Genomic DNA, 17,076 nt, shown 5'->3' with positions numbered 1-17,076 from the left:
GTTGTTGGCCTTATGCGCCCCGCATCAGCCCCTCAATGCAGATGCACCAGATGCGGCCACCACAGGCCGAGCGCGGTCATGAGGAGGCCGGCCAGCGTCAGGATGCCGCCGACATAAGCGAGCGCGATGATGCCGGTGATGATGGTGGCCGAGGCCAGCACGATGCCGATCTGGAAGGCGGCGGAGGCCAGCTCGAAATGATGATATTTCGCGGTCGCCTCGTCGCGCTCGTGCTCGGCGTGCTTGGCCTTCTCGGCAAGCTGCTCGGTGCCTTCGCCGGTCTCGGGCTCGGAGCGGTAGCGCTGCGCGGTCTTGGTCCAGTCGTCGACCTGCTTCTGCACCGCCGGCTTCTGAGCCTCGTCGGCGGCGGCGAGCGTGAGCTTGCCCTGCTCGGATGCGGTCAGCACCACGGTGCGGCGGATGGTCTTGGCCTGGAAGAACGCCCAGAGATTGGCGGACTCGACGTTCTTGCTGATCGATTCGGTCTGGGCGCCCTTGCCGAGCGTCTCGGAGATCGCCAGGAACAGAGCCAGCACGGCGATCAGGAGGGCAATCTTCTTGTTCGAGCCGGACGCGTGCTCGGCGTGCTCGGCATGCTCCATGCTTTCATGTGCGCTCATAAACCCCTCCTGCTGTGGTTCCCAACGATTGACCGAACCGCGGGCGCCGCGCAAGAGGCACGCGCGCTATGACAGCTTCATGTCAGCTTCACCGCCGCGGATGCGCGCTCGCATACACTTCGAGCAGCCGCTCCGAATCGATGCCGGTGTAGATCTGGGTGGTCGAGAGCGAGGAATGGCCGAGCAATTCCTGGATCGCGCGCAGATCGCCGCCACGCGAGAGCAGATGCGTGGCGAAGGAGTGCCGCAGCGCATGCGGCGTGGCGCTGTCGGGCAGGCCGAGCGCGCCGCGCAGCCGCTCCATCGCGAGCTGGATGATGCGCGGGCTCAAGGGACCGCCGCGCGCGCCGAGGAAGATCGGGCCGTCCGCCGGCAGCGCATAGGGGCACATCGCAACGTATTCCTGCACGAGCGCGAGCACGTTCTGGAGCACCGGCACCATGCGGGTCTTGTTGCCTTTGCCTGTCACGATCAGCACGTCGCCCTCGCCGGGACGCGGCACCTCGCGGCGCTTCAACCCCAGCGCTTCGGAGATGCGCAGGCCCGAGCCATACAAGAGCGCCATCACCGCGGCGTCGCGGGCCAGAACCCAGGTCTCGCGTTCCTCGCCGGCGCGCTCGTCGGCGTCGGCAAGGCGTTTGGCCGACGCCATCGGCAGCGGCTTCGGCAGGCTTTTTGCGACTTTCGGCGCGCGGATCGCCGACAAGGCGCCGACCTTGCCCTTGCCTTCGCGTTCGAGGAAACGGCCGAACGAGCGCAGGCCCGCCAGCGCGCGCATCAGCGAGCGGCCGGCGATGTCGTCGGCGCGGCGCATCGCCATGAAGGCGCGGACGTCGGTGGCTTCCAGCGCGGCAAAGCGCGCCAGCGTCACGCGCTCGCCCCAATGATTGCAAAGGAAATCCAGGCATTGCCGCAAGTCGCGGCCATAGGCCTCCAGCGTCTTCGGCGACAGCCGCCGCTCGGCGCCGAGATGCGACAGCCAGCGCGTCATCTCCTGCGCGATGTCAGGATCGGCGCTGGCGAGCTCGATTTGGGGTACGGCCGCTTTGCTCATGCGCTCTGGACGTGGTGATTCCACTCAGTATATCGCATCACACTCGTTTACTCTTAGCTAAGGCCGCCCGGGGGCGTTAGCTTCAAGGCCCCAAGGTTCCGATTCTCCCTCCAAAGACCTTTGATGGATCATTCGTCGCGCAGCACGACCACCCCCGCCAACGCGACCCGCATGGTCGACGTGCTGGTGCCGGTCGCGCTCGACCAGACCTATTCCTACAAGGTGCCGCGCGGGATGGAGCTGAAGGCGGGCGATCTCGTCGGCGTGCCGCTCGGCCCGCGCGAGGTGCTGGCCGTGGTCTGGGCGGAGAACGCCAATCCCGACCCGCGCCTGCACAACCGGCTCAAGGAGGTCAGCGAAAAGCTCGATCTTCCTCCGCTGAAGCCTGAGCTGCGCTCGGTCGTCGACTGGGTCGCCAATTACACGTTGAGCCCGCGCGGCATGGTGCTGCGGATGTGCCTGCGCATGGGCGAGAATCTCGGCCCGGAGCGGGTGCGCGCCGGCGTGCGCCTGGTCGGCGATCCGCCGCGGCGGCTGACGCCGGCGCGGCAGCGCGTGATCGAGCTGCTGTCGGATCGGCTGCTGCACGGCAAGTCCGAGGCGGCGAAGGAAGCAGGGGTCTCGGCCGGCGTGATCGACGGCCTCGTCGACGAAGGCACGCTCACGGTTGAGCCGATGCCGCCGCCTCCGCCGCCGCCGGCACCGGATCCGGATTTTGGCCAGCCGGATTTTTCACCGCTCCAGCGCGCCGGGGTGGATGCAATGCGCGCGCTCGCCGCCAACGGCACCTTTCACGTTGCGCTGCTCGACGGCGTCACCGGCTCGGGCAAAACCGAGGTCTATTTCGAGGCGATTGCAGAGACCATCCGCCGCGGCAAGCAGACTCTGATCCTGATGCCGGAGATCGCGCTCACTGGCCAGTTCCTCGACCGCTTCGCGCAGCGCTTTGGCGTGCGGCCGCTGGAATGGCACTCCGAGCTGACGCCGCGCACCCGCGCACGCAACTGGGCGGCGATCTCCGAAGGCAGTGCGCCGGTCGTGGTCGGCGCGCGCTCGGCGCTGTTTCTGCCCTACGCCAATCTCGGCCTCATCGTGGTCGATGAAGAGCACGACCAGGCCTACAAGCAGGACGAGGGCGTGCATTATCATGCCCGCGACATGGCGGTGGTGCGCGCGCATATCGCAAAGATCCCGATCGTGCTGGCCTCCGCCACGCCGTCGGTCGAGTCCGAGGTCAATGCGCGCAAGAACCGCTATCAGCGCATCGCGCTGCCCTCGCGCTTCGGCGGCCAGCACATGCCGCATATCGAGGCGATCGACATGCGCCGCGAGCCGCCGGCGCGCGGCCGCTTCATCTCGCCGCGGCTGGCTTCCGAGATCAGAAAAGCGATTGAAAAGCGCGAGCAGGCGCTGCTGTTCCTCAATCGCCGCGGCTATGCGCCGCTGACGCTGTGCCGTGCTTGCGGCCATCGCTTCGCCTGCACCATCTGCGATGCCTGGCTGGTCGATCACCGCTTTCGCCAGCGCCTCGTCTGCCACCATTGCGGCTTCTCGATGCCGCGCCCGCAGACCTGCCCGCACTGCGCGGCGGAGGAATCGCTGGTCGCGGTCGGGCCGGGCGTCGAGCGCTTGCAGGAGGAGGCGGCCGCGCTGTTCCCCGAGGCGCGCACCATGGTGCTGTCGAGCGATCTCATCACCTCGATCGAGACGATGCGCTCCGAACTCGCCGAGATCGCGGAGGGCCGCGTCGACATCATCATCGGCACGCAGCTCGTCGCCAAGGGCCACAACTTTCCGCGGCTCAATCTCGTCGGCGTGGTCGATGCGGATCTGGGCCTGTCCAACGGCGATCCGCGCGCGTCGGAACGCACCTGGCAGCTGCTCAACCAGGTGATCGGCCGTGCCGGGCGCGAGCAGGGCCGCGGCGTCGGCTATCTCCAGACCCATCAGCCCGATCATCCCGTGATGAAGGCGCTGATCGCCTGCGACCGCGAGGCCTTCTACGACAGCGAGATCGATCTTCGCGAGCGCACGCTCTATCCGCCGTTCGGCCGGCTCGCGAGCCTGATCATTTCGGCGGGCGACCGTCCGAGTGCCGAAGGTTTGGGCCGCCGCCTCGTTGCGCTCGCACCGCGCGACGAGCGCGTCGTGGTGCTGGGACCGGCGGAGGCCCCGCTCGCCGTGATCAAGGGCCGCTACCGTTTCCGCATCCTGGTGAAATCGGCGCGCGGGTTTGATCTGTCGGACTATTTGCGGAACTGGCTGGCGGTGTGTCCGAAGCCGAAGGGCAATCAAAAGCTCGAAGTCGACGTCGATCCGCAGAGCTTCTTGTAAGGCTGGTGCCACAAGGCACCCTGCGCTCCCTCCCCCGCAAGGGGGGAGGGAACACAGCGTACCCTCCATCCACGTCATTGCGAGGAGCAAAGCGACGAAGCAATCCAGAGTCTATCCGAGGAAAGATTCTGGATTGCTTCGCTGCGCTCGCAATGACGGGGCAGCAAAAAGCCCGCTGTCCCCCAAGACAGCGGGCTTGCTTCACCTGCGCTGATCCCGCCGCTCACAGGTCCATGCGGACGCTGACGGGAACTGCGCTTGTGCGGTGAGGCGCTGGTCGCGCCTTACGAGACCACTTCCGCGGTGACGCGGCCGACACCGGCGCCGGTGAGGCCGATGGCACGGGCAGCGCCCGTGGAGAGGTCGAGAACACGGCCGCGAATGAACGGGCCACGGTCATTGATGGTGACGATGACGCTCGAGCCGCCATGGGTGACGCGCAGCTTGGTGCCGAACGGCAGCGAACGGTGTGCTGCGGTCATGGCGTTCTGGTTGAAGCGCTGGCCCGACGCAGTCCGGCTGCCGGACTCGTTGCCATAATAGGAGGCCATGCCGGAGAAGCTGCGACCCGTGCCCGACGACGGCGTCATCGACGCGTTGGCGTTGCGCCAATCGGAGGTCGTGTTGGCATCGTTCAGGGCGTGGTGGCGGTGATGATGGTGCCGTTGGTGATGCCGGGATTTGGCGGAAGCTTCGGTGGCGGTTCCCCCGACGAGGAGAGTGGCGGCAACGAAAGCGATCGCCGTGCGCGGCCGGGTCACGGAGCCCAGCGTTTTCAAAGACAGCATTTAGTGGTCCCTAATCTAGTATTGCCACATATGTGGCAAGTTCAGCCCCCGTAAGTTTGTGAGCGGGATCGCGTTTCGATTCCTAATGAGGCGTGAATTAGGCAGTAAATCCGTTCTGTGTCGTCATGAAATATTCTGTGATTGGCATCAATGTTGCAGCCAATGTTCTGGAGTCTTTCGCTTTAACAATTCTTTAACTATCTTATTACTCATTAATACTGTAAAACGAGGTCATTATACTTCGTGTTTAGAATTAGGAAAGTATTCAGGGGAGGCCGCTCGTCACGTCGAACTCACGCCTCAGCGAGCCGTGTTCATGGCCGCTATGCGCTGAGGGCAGGAACGAAAGGTCGAGATGCCGCCGAGGCGGCGCGTCATTCCGCGACGTGGCAGGCCGCTATCGCGGCGCCGTCGGCTGCGACGAACTGGCGACAGAAGGTCGTGCCTTTAATTTGGCGTCATGTTGCACGTGCGCGCCTGCTATGTTAGCAAAGCCGCGATTTTAACGGACCCGGCACCTCCCGTGTCGGCCGAAAATCGAAGTCCCGCTTGAATTCCAAGGGCTTGGATCGCTTGGCGCCGCTTTGTGGCGACGGTTTTTCCCTTGCGAGTTTGACAGCAAAAAGAGCGCGTCTGTGGCTGCAGAAGATACGTCCGTTTCCGGTGTGTCGGGCCGTTATGCAACGGCCTTGTTTGAACTGGCCCGCGACCAGAATGTGGTCGACGAGGTCAAAGCCGATCTCGACAAATTCGAGGGGTTGCTGAACGAAAGCGCCGATCTGAAGCGCCTCGTCCGCAGCCCGGTGTTCGCGGCCGATACTCAATCCAGGGCCCTCTCGGCCGTGCTGGACAAGGCGGGCATCGCTGGCATCTCCGCCAATTTCCTGAAAGTCCTGACCGCCAACCGCCGCCTGTTCGCGGTGGCCGACGTCATTCGTGCCTATCGCGCCCTCGTCGCCAGGCTCAAGGGCGAGGTGACGGCCGACGTCACCGTGGCGGAAGCGCTTTCGGACAAGAATCTCGACGCCCTCAAGGTTGCCCTGAAGTCGGTGACCGGCAAGGACGTCGCGCTCAACGTGAATGTCGATCCCTCGATCATCGGTGGCCTCGTCGTCAAGCTCGGCAGCCGCATGATCGATAGTTCGCTTCGCACCAAACTCAATTCGATCAAGCACGCGATGAAAGAGGCAGGCTGATGGACATCCGCGCCGCGGAAATTTCCGCGATCCTCAAGGACCAGATCAAGAATTTCGGCCAGGAAGCTGAAGTCTCCGAAGTCGGACAGGTGCTGTCCGTCGGCGACGGTATTGCCCGCGTCTACGGTCTGGACAACGTCCAGGCCGGTGAAATGGTCGAGTTCGAGAACGGCACCCGCGGCATGGCGCTGAACCTCGAGACCGACAACGTCGGTATCGTTATTTTCGGCGCCGACCGCGAGATCAAGGAAGGCCAGACCGTCAAGCGCACCCGCGCCATCGTGGACGCGCCGGTCGGCAAGGGCCTGCTCGGCCGCGTCGTCGACGCGCTCGGCAACCCGATCGACGGCAAGGGCCCGATTCAGGCCGACAAGCGCATGCGCGTCGACGTCAAGGCGCCCGGCATCATTCCGCGCAAGTCGGTGAGCGAGCCGATGGCGACCGGCCTCAAGGCGATCGACGCCCTGATCCCGATTGGCCGTGGCCAGCGCGAGCTGATCATCGGCGACCGTCAGACCGGCAAGACCGCGATCGCGCTCGACACCATCCTGAATCAGAAGCCGCTCAACGCGCAGCCGGACGAGAACATCAAGCTGTATTGCGTCTACGTCGCGATCGGCCAGAAGCGTTCGACCGTCGCCCAGTTCGTGAAGGTGCTGGAAGAGCAGGGCGCGCTCGAATACTCGATCATCGTCGCCGCCACCGCCTCGGACCCGGCGCCGATGCAGTACATCGCGCCGTTCACCGGCTGCACCATGGGCGAGTACTTCCGCGACAACGGCATGCACGCGGTCATCATCTATGACGATCTGTCCAAACAGGCCGTCGCTTACCGCCAGATGTCGCTGCTGCTGCGCCGCCCGCCGGGCCGCGAAGCCTATCCGGGCGACGTGTTCTATCTGCACTCCCGCCTGCTCGAGCGCGCGGCGAAGCTGAACAAGGACCAGGGCTCGGGCTCGCTGACGGCGCTGCCGGTCATCGAAACCCAGGCCAACGACGTGTCGGCCTACATTCCGACAAACGTCATCTCGATCACCGACGGCCAGATCTTCCTGGAAACCGACCTGTTCTTCCAGGGGATCCGCCCCGCGGTGAACGTCGGTCTGTCGGTGTCGCGCGTCGGTTCGTCCGCGCAGACCAAGGCCACCAAGAAGGTCGCCGGCAAGATCAAGGGCGAGCTCGCGCAGTACCGCGAAATGGCGGCGTTCGCGCAGTTCGGCTCCGATCTCGATGCCTCGACCCAGCGCCTGCTCAACCGCGGTTCGCGCCTGACCGAGCTGCTGAAGCAGCCGCAGTTCGCGCCGCTGAAGATGGAAGAGCAGGTCTGCGTGATCTGGGCCGGCACCAACGGCTATCTCGATCCGCTCCCGCTCAACAAGGTGCGCGCGTTCGAGGACGGTCTGCTGTCACTGCTGCGCGGCAAGAACGCCGAGATCCTCAACGCGATCCGCGACAGCCGCGATCTCTCCGACGACAGCGCCGCCAAGCTGAAGTCGGTGGTCGAAGGCTTCGCGAAGAGCTTCGCGTAAGTGCCGTCATGGCCGGGCTCGTCCCGGCCATCCACGTCTATCGGCGTGTGAGGTACCACGTGGATGCCCGGGACGAGCCCGGGCATGACGACTGGATAGGTTTGCGATCAGGCCAAAGGGTCGGATCGTCGGGGACGAAGAATGGCGTCACTTAAAGACATGCGCGTCCGCATCGCCTCCACCAAGGCGACGCAGAAGATCACCAAGGCGATGCAGATGGTCGCGGCGTCGAGATTGCGCCGTGCCCAGCAAGCGGCCGAGGCGGCGCGGCCCTACGCCGACAAGATGAGCGCGGTGATCTCCAACATCGCCAGCGCTGCCGCGGGTTCGCCCGGCGCGCCCGGGTTGCTGGCCGGCACCGGCAGGGACCAGGTCCACCTACTGCTGGTCTGCACCGGCGAGCGCGGCCTGTCCGGCGCTTTCAACTCCTCGATCGTGCGCCTCGCCCGCGAGCGCGCCCAGGCGCTGATCGCGCAGGGCAAGGAAGTCAAATTCTTCTGCGTCGGCCGCAAGGGCTACGAGCAGCTCCGCCGTCTGTTCGACAAGCAGATCGTCGAGCATCTCGACCTGCGCAGCGTTCGCCAGCTCGGCTTTGTCAACGCCGAGGACATCGCCAAGAAGGTGCTGGCCCGTTTCGACAACGGTGAGTTCGACGTCTGCACGCTGTTCTACGCGCAGTTCAAGTCGGTGATCGCCCAGATCCCGACCGCGCAGCAGATCATCCCGCTGGTCGTCGAGGAAAAGGCGGCGAACGCGCCGACGACGTCCTACGAATACGAGCCGGAGGAGGACGAGCTCCTTCCCCGCCTGTTGCCGCGCAATGTCGCGGTGCAGATCTTCCGCGCGCTGCTGGAAAACAACGCGTCGTTCTATGGCGCGCAGATGAGCTCGATGGACAACGCCACCCGCAACGCGGGTGAAATGATTCGCAAGCAAACCCAGATCTACAACCGAACCCGTCAAGCCCAGATCACCAAGGAGCTGATCGAGATCATCTCCGGCGCCGAGGCGGTCTGACGCACGAACCAAACGACGGTCGTTCAAGTCCAGAATTTCGAAGGAGAGCTATTCATGGCTACAGCAGCTAAGCAGGTCGGTCGCGTTACCCAGGTCATGGGCGCCGTCGTCGACGTGCAGTTCGAGGGTCACCTGCCCGCCATTCTCAATTCGCTGGAAACCCGGAACGGCAACATCCGCCTCGTGCTGGAAGTTGCGCAGCATCTCGGTGAGTCCACCGTGCGCACGATCGCGATGGACGTGACCGAAGGTCTGGTGCGCGGCCAGGAAGTGACCGACACCGGCCAGCCGATCGCGGTTCCGGTGGGCGACGGTACGCTCGGCCGCATCATGAACGTGATCGGCGAGCCGATCGACGAAGCCGGTCCGATCAAGTCCGAAGGCTTGCGCGCCATCCACCAGGAAGCGCCGACCTACACCGACCAGTCGACCGAAGCCGAAATTCTCGTCACCGGCATCAAGGTCGTCGATCTTCTTGCTCCGTATGCGAAGGGCGGCAAGATCGGCCTGTTCGGCGGCGCCGGCGTCGGCAAGACCGTGCTGATTCAGGAGCTCATCAACAACGTCGCGAAGGCGCACGGTGGTTACTCCGTGTTCGCCGGCGTCGGCGAGCGCACCCGCGAAGGCAACGACCTCTATCACGAGTTCATCGAGTCCAAGGTCAACGCCGATCCGCACAATCCGGATCCGAGCGTGAAGTCCAAGTGCGCGCTGGTGTTCGGCCAGATGAACGAGCCGCCGGGCGCGCGCGCCCGCGTCGGCCTCACCGGTCTCACCGTCGCCGAGCACTTCCGCGACCAGGGCCAGGACGTGCTGTTCTTCGTCGACAACATCTTCCGCTTCACCCAGGCAGGCTCGGAAGTGTCGGCGCTGCTCGGCCGTATTCCTTCGGCGGTGGGTTATCAGCCGACGCTCGCCACCGACATGGGCGCGCTCCAGGAGCGCATCACCACCACGCAGAAGGGCTCGATCACCTCGGTGCAGGCCATCTACGTTCCGGCCGACGACTTGACCGACCCGGCGCCCGCGACCTCGTTCGCGCATTTGGACGCGACCACGGTGTTGAACCGCGCGATCTCGGAAAAGGGCATCTACCCGGCGGTTGATCCGCTCGACTCGACCTCGCGCATGCTCTCGCCGCTCGTCGTCGGTCAGGAGCACTACGACACTGCGCGTCAGGTCCAGCAGGTGCTGCAGCGCTACAAGTCGCTCCAGGACATCATCGCCATTCTCGGCATGGACGAGCTTTCGGAAGAGGACAAGCTGACGGTGGCCCGCGCCCGCAAGATCGAGCGCTTCCTGTCGCAGCCGTTCCACGTCGCCGAAATCTTCACCGGCTCGCCCGGCAAGTTCGTCGACCTCGCGGACACCATCAAGGGCTTCCGCGGCCTCTGCGAAGGCAAGTATGACCACCTGCCGGAAGCCGCCTTCTACATGGTCGGCACCATCGAAGAGGCGGTCGAGAAGGGCAAGAAGCTGGCGGCCGAGGCCGCCTAAGCTAGCGATTAGCGAATAGGGAGTGGCGAATAGCTGCTCCCAGTCCTCGCTCCTCGCCATTCGCCACTCACCATTCGCAGGTTCTCCATGGCCACCTTCCACTTCGATCTCGTCTCTCCCGAAAAGCTCGCGTTCTCCGGCGAGGTCGATCAGGTCGACATTCCTGGCTGGGAAGGTGATTTCGGTGTGCTCGCCGGGCATGCGCCCGTCGTCGCCGCGGTGCGGCCGGGTATTCTCACCATCATTGCGGGCGGCCAGAAGCAGAAGGTCATCGTGCTCGGTGGACTGGCGGAAGTCTCTGACAATCGCCTGACGGTTCTTGCAGACGTCGCCACCTCGATCGAGGAGATCGATCGGACCCAGTTTGCTGATACCGTCGCTGAGATGGAGGAAAAGTTGTCCGAGAAGGAAGGTCACGAACTCGACCTCGCGATCACGCGGCTCGACAACTACAAGAGCATCCAGCACGAGCTCAATACGACGGCGATGCACTAAGCCCCGGGGCACCGCTCCGGGGCTCAAGCTACAAATTCCTGAACAGGTTCAGCGCTCGTCACGGAAGTGGCGGGCGCTGAAACTTTGTTGCACCGCGCCGCCGATAGCGGCATTCTGCGCCCGCGAATTTGTTTCGGGGCTGGCAGCAGATGAAACGCAAGATCGCAGCGATTTTCGCAGCCGATATTGCCGGTTATTCAAGACTGGTCGCGGAAGACGAAGAGGAGACGCTGCGGCGTCTCGCCTCCTATCGCGAGGTCATCGACGACTTCATCGCGAAGGCCAACGGACGCATCTTCAATACGGCGGGCGACGCCGTGCTCGCGGAATTTCCGAGCGCGGTCGATGCGGTGCGCTGCGCGATCGACATCCAGGAATCCCTGCGAACCCGCAACATGGCCTATCCGCCGAGCCGGCAGATGTCGTTCCGTATCGGCATCACCATCGGTGACGTAGTCGAGCGCAACGGCGATCTGCTCGGTGACGGCGTCAATATCGCCGCCCGGCTCGAAGGCCTCGCCGAGGTCGGCGGCATCTGCGTTTCCCGCGCCGTGCACGAGCAGGTCGCCAACAAGCTGTCGGTGCAGTTCGCCGACATCGGCGCGCAGGAGGTCAAGAACATCCCGACGCCGGTGCACGCCTACATGGTGGCGATGCGGCGCGAGGACGGCACTTACGCAACGCCGAAAGTGAAGAAGCCCGCCTCCAGGCTGGCCGCGGCACCGGTCTGGATGTGGCCGCTGGTGGTCGCCGTCGTCTCGGTCGTCGCCATCCTTGTCACCGGCTTCCTCTACAACACCAAGCTCAAGCAGACGGTCACCGCCGCAGTCGCGCCGGCTGCGACGCCAAGTGCTGCAATACCAAGTGCTGCGCCAGCGGCAAATGCCGTGGCGCCGAGCCCGATGCCGACCCAGATGGCAAAAGCGCCGATGGCTCCGATGAGCCCAGCCGCCGCCGCGATGGCACCGATGCCCGCGCCCTCACCATCCGCCGCGCCGCTATCGGGCAAGCTTGCCGCCGATAGCGTGCCCTTCATCAACGAGCGCATCCGCAGCTATCTGGCCGGCGACTATTCCGCCTCCGGCGACTACAAGGCCTTCGCGCTCGGCATCTGCCAGTCGAGGCCCGGCAGGATGATCTCGGGGCCATCGCCCTTGAAGCGGTGGCCGATCAGCACGCGGCCATCGGCATTGAAGAGGGCGATCCCCACGTTGGGACGGTAGGGCTTCTGGTTGGTCACGCGCGCGTCTTTCATCGTCATTTCCGGCGATGCATTAGCACCGAACCCGGGATGACGATTTGATTTATTCCTCCGCCAGCGTGGAAAATTCCTTCACCACGCGCTCATAGACCGGGCGCTTGAACGGGATGATCAGCCCGGTCAGGTTCTTCATCGGCTCCCAGCGCCAGCTCACGAACTCGGCCTTGTGGCCGCCGCCGGGTTTCTCGACATTGATCTCGCTGTCCTTGCCGGTGAACCGGACCGCGAACCATTTCTGGCGCTGGCCGCGATAGCGGCCCTTCCAGGCGCGCCCTGCAACCGTGCGCGGAATGTCGTAGACGAGCCAGTCCGGGACCTCGCCGAGCCGCTCGACCGAGCGCACGCTGGTCTCCTCATAGAGCTCGCGCTTGGCGGCCTCCCAGGTGTCCTCACCGGGATCGACGCCGCCCTGCGGCATCTGCCAGACATGGGCGTCGTCGACATGCTCGATGCCGCCGGCGCGTCGGCCGATGAACACCAGACCCTTCGTGTTGATCAGCATTACACCGACGCAAGTACGGTAGGGCAGATCCTCGTAACGCGCCATTCCGCCAGACCTCTCGCGTGCTTTTGGTGGGTATGCCGGCCTCGAGGGCCAGTGCCGTACCAATCCGTTGATTTAGCTGGATCTTGATTTCAGCATCGCGGTTGTCAATGGCACCAAAAGGATACCACGGTCGCTCAATGTCTTGGTCCAGCTGCCGATGCGCTCGATCGAGACCGGCAGGGCGGACGCGGTGCCGATTGCGACGCCGCGCTCGCGCGCCGTCGATTCGAGCTTGTTCAGGGCGCGGTCGATCTCCGCCGGGGTCGGCACCACGTCGATCGCGATGTCGCCCTTGCCGAACGGCATCGCCTGGCTGGCCGCGGCCTGGGGCGCGATGCTGCGCGGCGAGGAGCCGTCGTCGAAGAAGCCGAGGCCGCGCTTGGCCGCCTCGCGGATGATCGGCTGCATCGCGGCGTCGGTCGCCACGAAGCGGGCGCCCATGAAATTGGTGAGGCCGGCATAGCCTTGCATCCGGCTCAGGTGCCAGTACAGGCGGTCCATGTTCTGGTCGGCGGTGAGCGAAGTCAGCAGCGTCTGCGGGCCCGGGTCGTTGTCCGGGAAATCGTAGGGCTCCATCGGGATCTGGAGGAAGATCTCGTGGCGCTGGGCGCGGGCCCGCTCGGCGAGCTTGCCGGGGTCGGCGCCATAGGGCGTGAAGGCCAGCGTCACCGCCGGCGGCAGCCGCATGATCGCGTCGGTGGTCTTGGCCGCGCCGACGCCGAGGCCGCCGATCAGGATCGCGACCACGGGCATTTTTGCCGCCTTGGCGCGGTCGGCATCCGCCGCGTAGACGTTGAACGGCTTCGCGCCCTCGACCGTCACGGGGATCATGCCGTAGCGCGATTTTTCCAGCAGCTTTGGGTCGATCCCGGCCATCACGGGCGGTGGCGCGGAGGCGGCCGCCGCGTCGCCCTTGTCGGCGGCATCGCCGCCGCCGATCACCACGTCGTGGCGCGTGCCGGTGGAACCGTCGATCATGGTGACGGTCTTCTGCTCGCCCGCCTGCTTCGGCGCTTCCTTGGCCTCGTGCTTGCTCTCTTGCTTGCTGTCCTGGCCATGGCCCGCGGCGGCCGGCTTCTCGTCGGTGGCCCTGGGTTCACGGATCGCAATCCGCGTCATCGGCTCACCGCCGAGCGGATCCTTGTTGAAGATGGCGAAGCCGGCGAAGGCGACCAAGAACAGGCCGAGCATGACAGCGACGGCCTGCATGGCTGTGAACGGCAGCCGCAGCCGCCGTTTCCGGCGCGGCTTGTCCTGTCCGAGCGGGGCGCTCAGATCATCGGCCGTTTCAGTCATGCGAGATCCCGAATCACTCCCGCCGACGATACCACGCCGAGGTCAAGCGGCGGCAGGCCGGGATAGGCCGGGGTAGCAGGAGCCCCAAGCAAAAAGGGCGGCTCCCGGAGCCGCCCTTTTCGAGAGATGAGGTGACGCGCCGACTTAGTTCGCCGCTTTGGGCTTGTCGGTCGTGGCCTTGTTGTCGCCCGGCGTCGGCGCCGCGGAGGCGCTGTTCTTGATCCCGTGGAGCAGGTCGTCCGCGAGCTTGAGCGCCTTGTCGTCCTTGGCGTCCGGCGGGACGTAGGACTGCGAGCCGGTCTTCTCGTCGCCGTCGTTCTTGAGATGGCCGCGCAGCGAAGCCTCGCCCTTGGTGTCGGTGCGCGACTTCAGCTCGTCCGGCACGTCCTGGAGCACTTCGATGTCGGGCACGATGCCCTTGGCCTGGATCGACTTGCCCGACGGCGTGTAGTAGCGCGCCGTGGTCAGACGCAGTGCGCCGTTGCCCGAGCCGAGCGGAATGATGGTCTGCACCGAGCCCTTGCCGAACGAGCGCGTGCCGACGATGGTCGCGCGCTTGTGGTCCTGCAGCGCGCCGGCGACGATTTCCGACGCCGAGGCCGAACCGCCATTGACCAGCACGATGACAGGCTTGCCCTTGGTCAGGTCGCCCGCATGCGCGGTGCGGCGCTGGGTCTCCTCGGCATTGCGGCCGCGGGTCGAGACGATCTCGCCCTTCTCCAGGAACGAGTCGGAGACCGTCACCGCTTCCTCGAGCAGGCCGCCCGGGTTGTTGCGGAGGTCGATGATGTAGCCCTTCAACTTGTCGCCGATCTGATTCGAGAGGTTGGCAACCTCGCGCTTCAGGCCTTCGGTGGTCTGCTCGTTGAAGGTGGTGATGCGGATATAGGCGATGTCGTCGGCCTCGATGCGCGCGCGCACCGAGCGGACGCGAATGTTGTCACGCACCAGGGTGACGTCGATCGGATTGTCCTGGCCCTTGCGGATGATCTTGAGCTTGATCTTGGTGTTGACCGGACCGCGCATCTTCTCGACCGCCTGGTTCAGGGTCAGGCCCTGCACGGCTTCGTCGTCGAGATTGGTGATGATGTCGTTGGCCATGACGCCGGCGCGCGAAGCGGGGGTGTCGTCGATCGGCGAGACCACCTTGATCAGGCCGTCCTCCATCGTGACCTCGATGCCGAGGCCGCCGAACTCACCGCGGGTCTGCACCTGCATGTCGCGGAAGCTCTTCGCGTCCATGTAGCTCGAATGCGGATCGAGGCCGGTGAGCATGCCGCTGATCGCGGATTCGATCAGCTTGGTGTCATCGGGCTTCTCGACATAGTCCGAGCGCACGCGCTCGAACACATCGCCGAACAGATTGAGCTGGCGATAGGTGTCTGCAGTTGCGGCTCGCGCGCTGGAGCCCATGAAGACCGCGCGCGGCTGGGTCACGAACAGCGTCAGCGCAGCACCGGTGGCCGCGCTGAGGAGGATAACTGAAGTCTTGCGCATCATCCGCGAACCTTCTCGCCTTCATTTGCGGCCCACCATGGGCCTGGATCGATTGGAGTGCCGTCCTTACGGAACTCGACATAGAGCACAGGTTGACTCGCGTTCGTGGCGAGAATGGAGGCGACTTGAGAGGTCGACCCCATGGTCGCGACCGGCTCCCCCGTGAGCACAAACTGACCGATGTTAACCGAAATGTGCTCCATCCCGGCGATCAGGACATGATACCCGCCCCCGGCGTTGAGGATCAAGAGTTGTCCATAGCTGCGGAACGGGCCGGAATAGACAACCCAGCCATCACACGGCGTCGTGACCTGGGAGCCGGGCCGACTTGCCAGCGAAATGCCCTTCTGGACACCGCCGACCCCGTCGGAACCGCCAAAATCCCTGATCTTGTTACCGTTAACCGGCAGCGGCAGGAGCCCCTTGGCCGACGCGAAGGCGATCGCCGGGGTGGTCCGGGACCGGTCCTTGAAAGTGCCCGGACCGGGCTTGGCGCTGGCGGCCGCCTTGGCCTCGGCCTGTTTGGCGGCCTCAGCCGCCTTCTCGGCGGCCTTGGCGGCGCTCTGCAGATCCTGCTCCATCTTGGTGATCAGCCCCTGGAGATCGCCGACCTGCCTGGAGAGCGCGATGGCGCGCGAGTTCTCGGCGTCGAGGTCTTTCTCGCGCGACGCCTGCTGGCGCTGCCGCTCGTCGACCAGGGCGGTGAGCCGGGTCTGGTCGTTGCGGACCTTGTCGCGGTCGGTGGCAAGCTGGTCGCGTTCGGCGGCGATGTTCCTGCGCAAGGCCACGAGCTCGCCGAGGTCGCCCGCGAGCTTCTCGGCGCGGCCGCGCAATTCCGGCACCACGGCGCCGAGCAGCATGGCGGTGCGCAGTGATTGCAGCGCATCCTCGGGCCGCACCAAGAGCGCCGGCGGCGTGCGCCGGCCGGCGCGCTGCAAGGCTGCCAGCACCTCGACGATGTCGGCGCGGCGCGACTCCAGCGAGGTGCGCATCTGTTGCTCGCGACCGTTGAGCGAGCGCAGTCGCGCTTCGGCTTCGTCGATCTTGGTCTCGACGGTCCGCACATTGGCTGCGGTATCGATCAGCTGCTGATTGAGCTGGGTACGGTCCTGGCCGAGCGAGGTGATCTCGGCCTTGAGCTTGGCCTGCGCTTCCTCGGCGCTCTTCTGCCTCGCGCGGGCGGCCTCGAGCTCCTGCTCGCGCTGCTTGATCGCATCGGGCGAGACGGCCGCCGTCTGTGGCGCGGGCGCAATTGTCTGACCTTGCGTCTGACCTTGCGCGAGGCTTGCGCCCGTAACGCCGGCGATCAGCAGCAGGTTGAGGATCGGCGCTCGCATCGCTTTACGCAAAGGTGCTCGTTGTGCGCGCATCACGCGCGGTGATAGGGGTGGCCGGCCAGAATGGTGGCGGCCCGATAAAGCTGTTCCAGAAGCATGACGCGGACCATTTGGTGCGGCCAGGTCGCAGAGCCGAACGCGATCGCGAGCTTGGCCTTACGGCGCAATTCGGGCGAAAGTCCGTCCGCCCCTCCGATCACGAAGATAGTATGTCCGGCACCCTCGTCGCGCCAGCGCCCGAGGTGCCGTGCGAATACGGTGGAGTCGAGATTCTGGCCGCGCTCGTCCAGCGCCACCAGGATCGATTTTTCCGGGATGTGCGCACCGATCGCCGCGGCCTCTTCGGCCATCCTGGTCGCGGTGTCGCGCGCGCGGCTTTCGGGGATTTCGTGGATGGTGAGCTCGCGGAATCCGAGCTTGCGGCCGGCTTCGTCGAACCGCTCGAAATAGCGGTCGGCAAGTTCCCGTTCGGGGCCCTGCTTCAGCCGGCCCACCGCAATGACAGCAACGCGCATGATATCTTCAGGTCGTGTTTCGAGACCGCGCGCAATATGCGCGCGCACGACGCTAGCATGCGCGTCAGCCGATTCGAAATCGGCTCGATGAGC

Annotated in this window: 14 protein-coding genes and 2 pseudogenes; 7 read left to right on the top strand and 9 right to left on the bottom strand. The window is 65.2% G+C overall.

Going from position 1 to position 17,076, the window contains the following annotated elements:
* Positions 1-32: 32 nt before the first annotated feature.
* Both AC5ZFO_RS32110 and AC5ZFO_RS32105 read right to left on the bottom strand, forming a co-directional pair.
* A complete protein-coding gene (locus tag AC5ZFO_RS32110; RefSeq protein ID WP_282524183.1) occupies positions 33-620 on the bottom strand; it encodes a DUF4337 domain-containing protein in 588 nt (195 codons plus the stop codon).
* 88 nt (positions 621-708) lie between these two features.
* Positions 709-1,674: a tyrosine recombinase XerC gene (locus AC5ZFO_RS32105; RefSeq protein WP_282524184.1), complete on the bottom strand. Its 966-nt coding sequence runs from the start codon at positions 1,672-1,674 to the stop codon at positions 709-711.
* Positions 1,675-1,797: 123 nt separating this feature from the next.
* On the opposite strand from AC5ZFO_RS32105, the gene AC5ZFO_RS32100 reads away from it, so the two are divergent.
* Positions 1,798-4,008, top strand: a complete 2,211-nt coding sequence (locus tag AC5ZFO_RS32100) for a primosomal protein N' (protein WP_282524185.1) — start codon at positions 1,798-1,800, stop codon at positions 4,006-4,008.
* Positions 4,009-4,292: 284 nt separating this feature from the next.
* Here the strand turns inward: AC5ZFO_RS32100 and AC5ZFO_RS32095 are convergent, their stop codons facing one another.
* Entirely contained in the window at positions 4,293-4,796 is a 504-nt protein-coding gene (locus tag AC5ZFO_RS32095; protein WP_282524186.1) for a septal ring lytic transglycosylase RlpA family protein, read from the bottom strand.
* A 635-nt stretch (positions 4,797-5,431) separates the two neighbouring features.
* On the opposite strand from AC5ZFO_RS32095, the gene AC5ZFO_RS32090 reads away from it, so the two are divergent.
* The 6 genes and pseudogenes from AC5ZFO_RS32090 to AC5ZFO_RS32065 form a co-directional block, all read left to right on the top strand.
* The gene (locus tag AC5ZFO_RS32090; RefSeq protein ID WP_282524187.1) at positions 5,432-5,992 is read left to right on the top strand and encodes a F0F1 ATP synthase subunit delta; all 561 of its coding nucleotides are present in this window, start codon (positions 5,432-5,434) and stop codon (positions 5,990-5,992) included.
* Positions 5,992-7,521 (top strand): F0F1 ATP synthase subunit alpha, encoded by a 1,530-nt coding sequence (gene atpA, locus AC5ZFO_RS32085; RefSeq protein ID WP_282524188.1) that lies wholly within the window; start codon positions 5,992-5,994, stop codon positions 7,519-7,521. Before AC5ZFO_RS32090 ends, atpA begins: the two co-directional genes overlap by 1 nt.
* Positions 7,522-7,662: 141 nt before the next feature.
* Positions 7,663-8,538 (top strand): F0F1 ATP synthase subunit gamma, encoded by an 876-nt coding sequence (locus tag AC5ZFO_RS32080; protein WP_282524189.1) that lies wholly within the window; start codon positions 7,663-7,665, stop codon positions 8,536-8,538.
* A gap of 54 nt (positions 8,539-8,592) precedes the next feature.
* On the top strand, positions 8,593-10,035 hold the full coding sequence (gene atpD / locus AC5ZFO_RS32075; RefSeq protein ID WP_282524190.1) for a F0F1 ATP synthase subunit beta: 1,443 nt from the start codon (positions 8,593-8,595) through the stop codon (positions 10,033-10,035).
* Positions 10,036-10,122: 87 nt separating this feature from the next.
* The gene (locus AC5ZFO_RS32070) at positions 10,123-10,530 is read left to right on the top strand and encodes a F0F1 ATP synthase subunit epsilon (protein WP_282524191.1); all 408 of its coding nucleotides are present in this window, start codon (positions 10,123-10,125) and stop codon (positions 10,528-10,530) included.
* Positions 10,531-10,679: 149 nt separating this feature from the next.
* Positions 10,680-11,642, top strand: a pseudogene (locus AC5ZFO_RS32065) (adenylate/guanylate cyclase domain-containing protein); the annotation flags it as partial.
* On the opposite strand, the pseudogene AC5ZFO_RS32060 reads toward AC5ZFO_RS32065, so the two are convergent.
* The 6 genes and pseudogenes from AC5ZFO_RS32060 to rlmH all read right to left on the bottom strand — a co-directional run.
* A pseudogene (locus AC5ZFO_RS32060) lies at positions 11,636-11,770 on the bottom strand (RNA pyrophosphohydrolase); the annotation flags it as partial. The pseudogenes AC5ZFO_RS32065 and AC5ZFO_RS32060 overlap by 7 nt on opposite strands.
* 64 nt (positions 11,771-11,834) lie before the next feature.
* Positions 11,835-12,338 (bottom strand): RNA pyrophosphohydrolase, encoded by a 504-nt coding sequence (locus AC5ZFO_RS32055; RefSeq protein ID WP_282524193.1) that lies wholly within the window; start codon positions 12,336-12,338, stop codon positions 11,835-11,837.
* A gap of 72 nt (positions 12,339-12,410) precedes the next feature.
* Positions 12,411-13,634, bottom strand: coding sequence for a divergent polysaccharide deacetylase family protein (locus AC5ZFO_RS32050; protein ID WP_282524194.1), 1,224 nt, complete (start codon positions 13,632-13,634; stop codon positions 12,411-12,413).
* A 144-nt stretch (positions 13,635-13,778) separates the two neighbouring features.
* A complete protein-coding gene (locus AC5ZFO_RS32045) occupies positions 13,779-15,134 on the bottom strand; it encodes a S41 family peptidase (protein ID WP_014490597.1) in 1,356 nt (451 codons plus the stop codon).
* Positions 15,131-16,468: a murein hydrolase activator EnvC family protein gene (locus AC5ZFO_RS32040; protein ID WP_282524228.1), complete on the bottom strand. Its 1,338-nt coding sequence runs from the start codon at positions 16,466-16,468 to the stop codon at positions 15,131-15,133. Before AC5ZFO_RS32040 ends, AC5ZFO_RS32045 begins: the two co-directional genes overlap by 4 nt.
* Positions 16,469-16,500: 32 nt before the next feature.
* A complete protein-coding gene (rlmH, locus tag AC5ZFO_RS32035; RefSeq protein ID WP_014490595.1) occupies positions 16,501-16,983 on the bottom strand; it encodes a 23S rRNA (pseudouridine(1915)-N(3))-methyltransferase RlmH in 483 nt (160 codons plus the stop codon).
* Between the last annotated feature and the right edge of the window lie 93 nt (positions 16,984-17,076).

The sequence above is a fragment of the Bradyrhizobium sp. Unk1 genome (assembly GCF_059512345.1).
Note: the sequence above shows the minus strand (reverse complement) of the source record. Positions and strands in the feature narration are given on the sequence as shown.

Coding starts and splice junctions, on each gene's coding strand:
- AC5ZFO_RS32110 (WP_282524183.1), bottom strand. CDS start 620: ATGAGCGCACATGAAAGCATGGAGCATGCCGAGCACGCCGAGCACGCG.
- AC5ZFO_RS32105 (WP_282524184.1), bottom strand. CDS start 1,674: ATGAGCAAAGCGGCCGTACCCCAAATCGAGCTCGCCAGCGCCGATCCT.
- AC5ZFO_RS32100 (WP_282524185.1), top strand. CDS start 1,798: ATGGATCATTCGTCGCGCAGCACGACCACCCCCGCCAACGCGACCCGC.
- AC5ZFO_RS32095 (WP_282524186.1), bottom strand. CDS start 4,796: ATGCTGTCTTTGAAAACGCTGGGCTCCGTGACCCGGCCGCGCACGGCG.
- atpA (WP_282524188.1), top strand. CDS start 5,992: ATGGACATCCGCGCCGCGGAAATTTCCGCGATCCTCAAGGACCAGATC.
- AC5ZFO_RS32080 (WP_282524189.1), top strand. CDS start 7,663: ATGGCGTCACTTAAAGACATGCGCGTCCGCATCGCCTCCACCAAGGCG.
- atpD (WP_282524190.1), top strand. CDS start 8,593: ATGGCTACAGCAGCTAAGCAGGTCGGTCGCGTTACCCAGGTCATGGGC.
- AC5ZFO_RS32070 (WP_282524191.1), top strand. CDS start 10,123: ATGGCCACCTTCCACTTCGATCTCGTCTCTCCCGAAAAGCTCGCGTTC.
- AC5ZFO_RS32055 (WP_282524193.1), bottom strand. CDS start 12,338: ATGGCGCGTTACGAGGATCTGCCCTACCGTACTTGCGTCGGTGTAATG.
- AC5ZFO_RS32050 (WP_282524194.1), bottom strand. CDS start 13,634: ATGACTGAAACGGCCGATGATCTGAGCGCCCCGCTCGGACAGGACAAG.
- AC5ZFO_RS32045 (WP_014490597.1), bottom strand. CDS start 15,134: ATGATGCGCAAGACTTCAGTTATCCTCCTCAGCGCGGCCACCGGTGCT.
- AC5ZFO_RS32040 (WP_282524228.1), bottom strand. CDS start 16,468: ATGCGAGCGCCGATCCTCAACCTGCTGCTGATCGCCGGCGTTACGGGC.
- rlmH (WP_014490595.1), bottom strand. CDS start 16,983: ATGCGCGTTGCTGTCATTGCGGTGGGCCGGCTGAAGCAGGGCCCCGAA.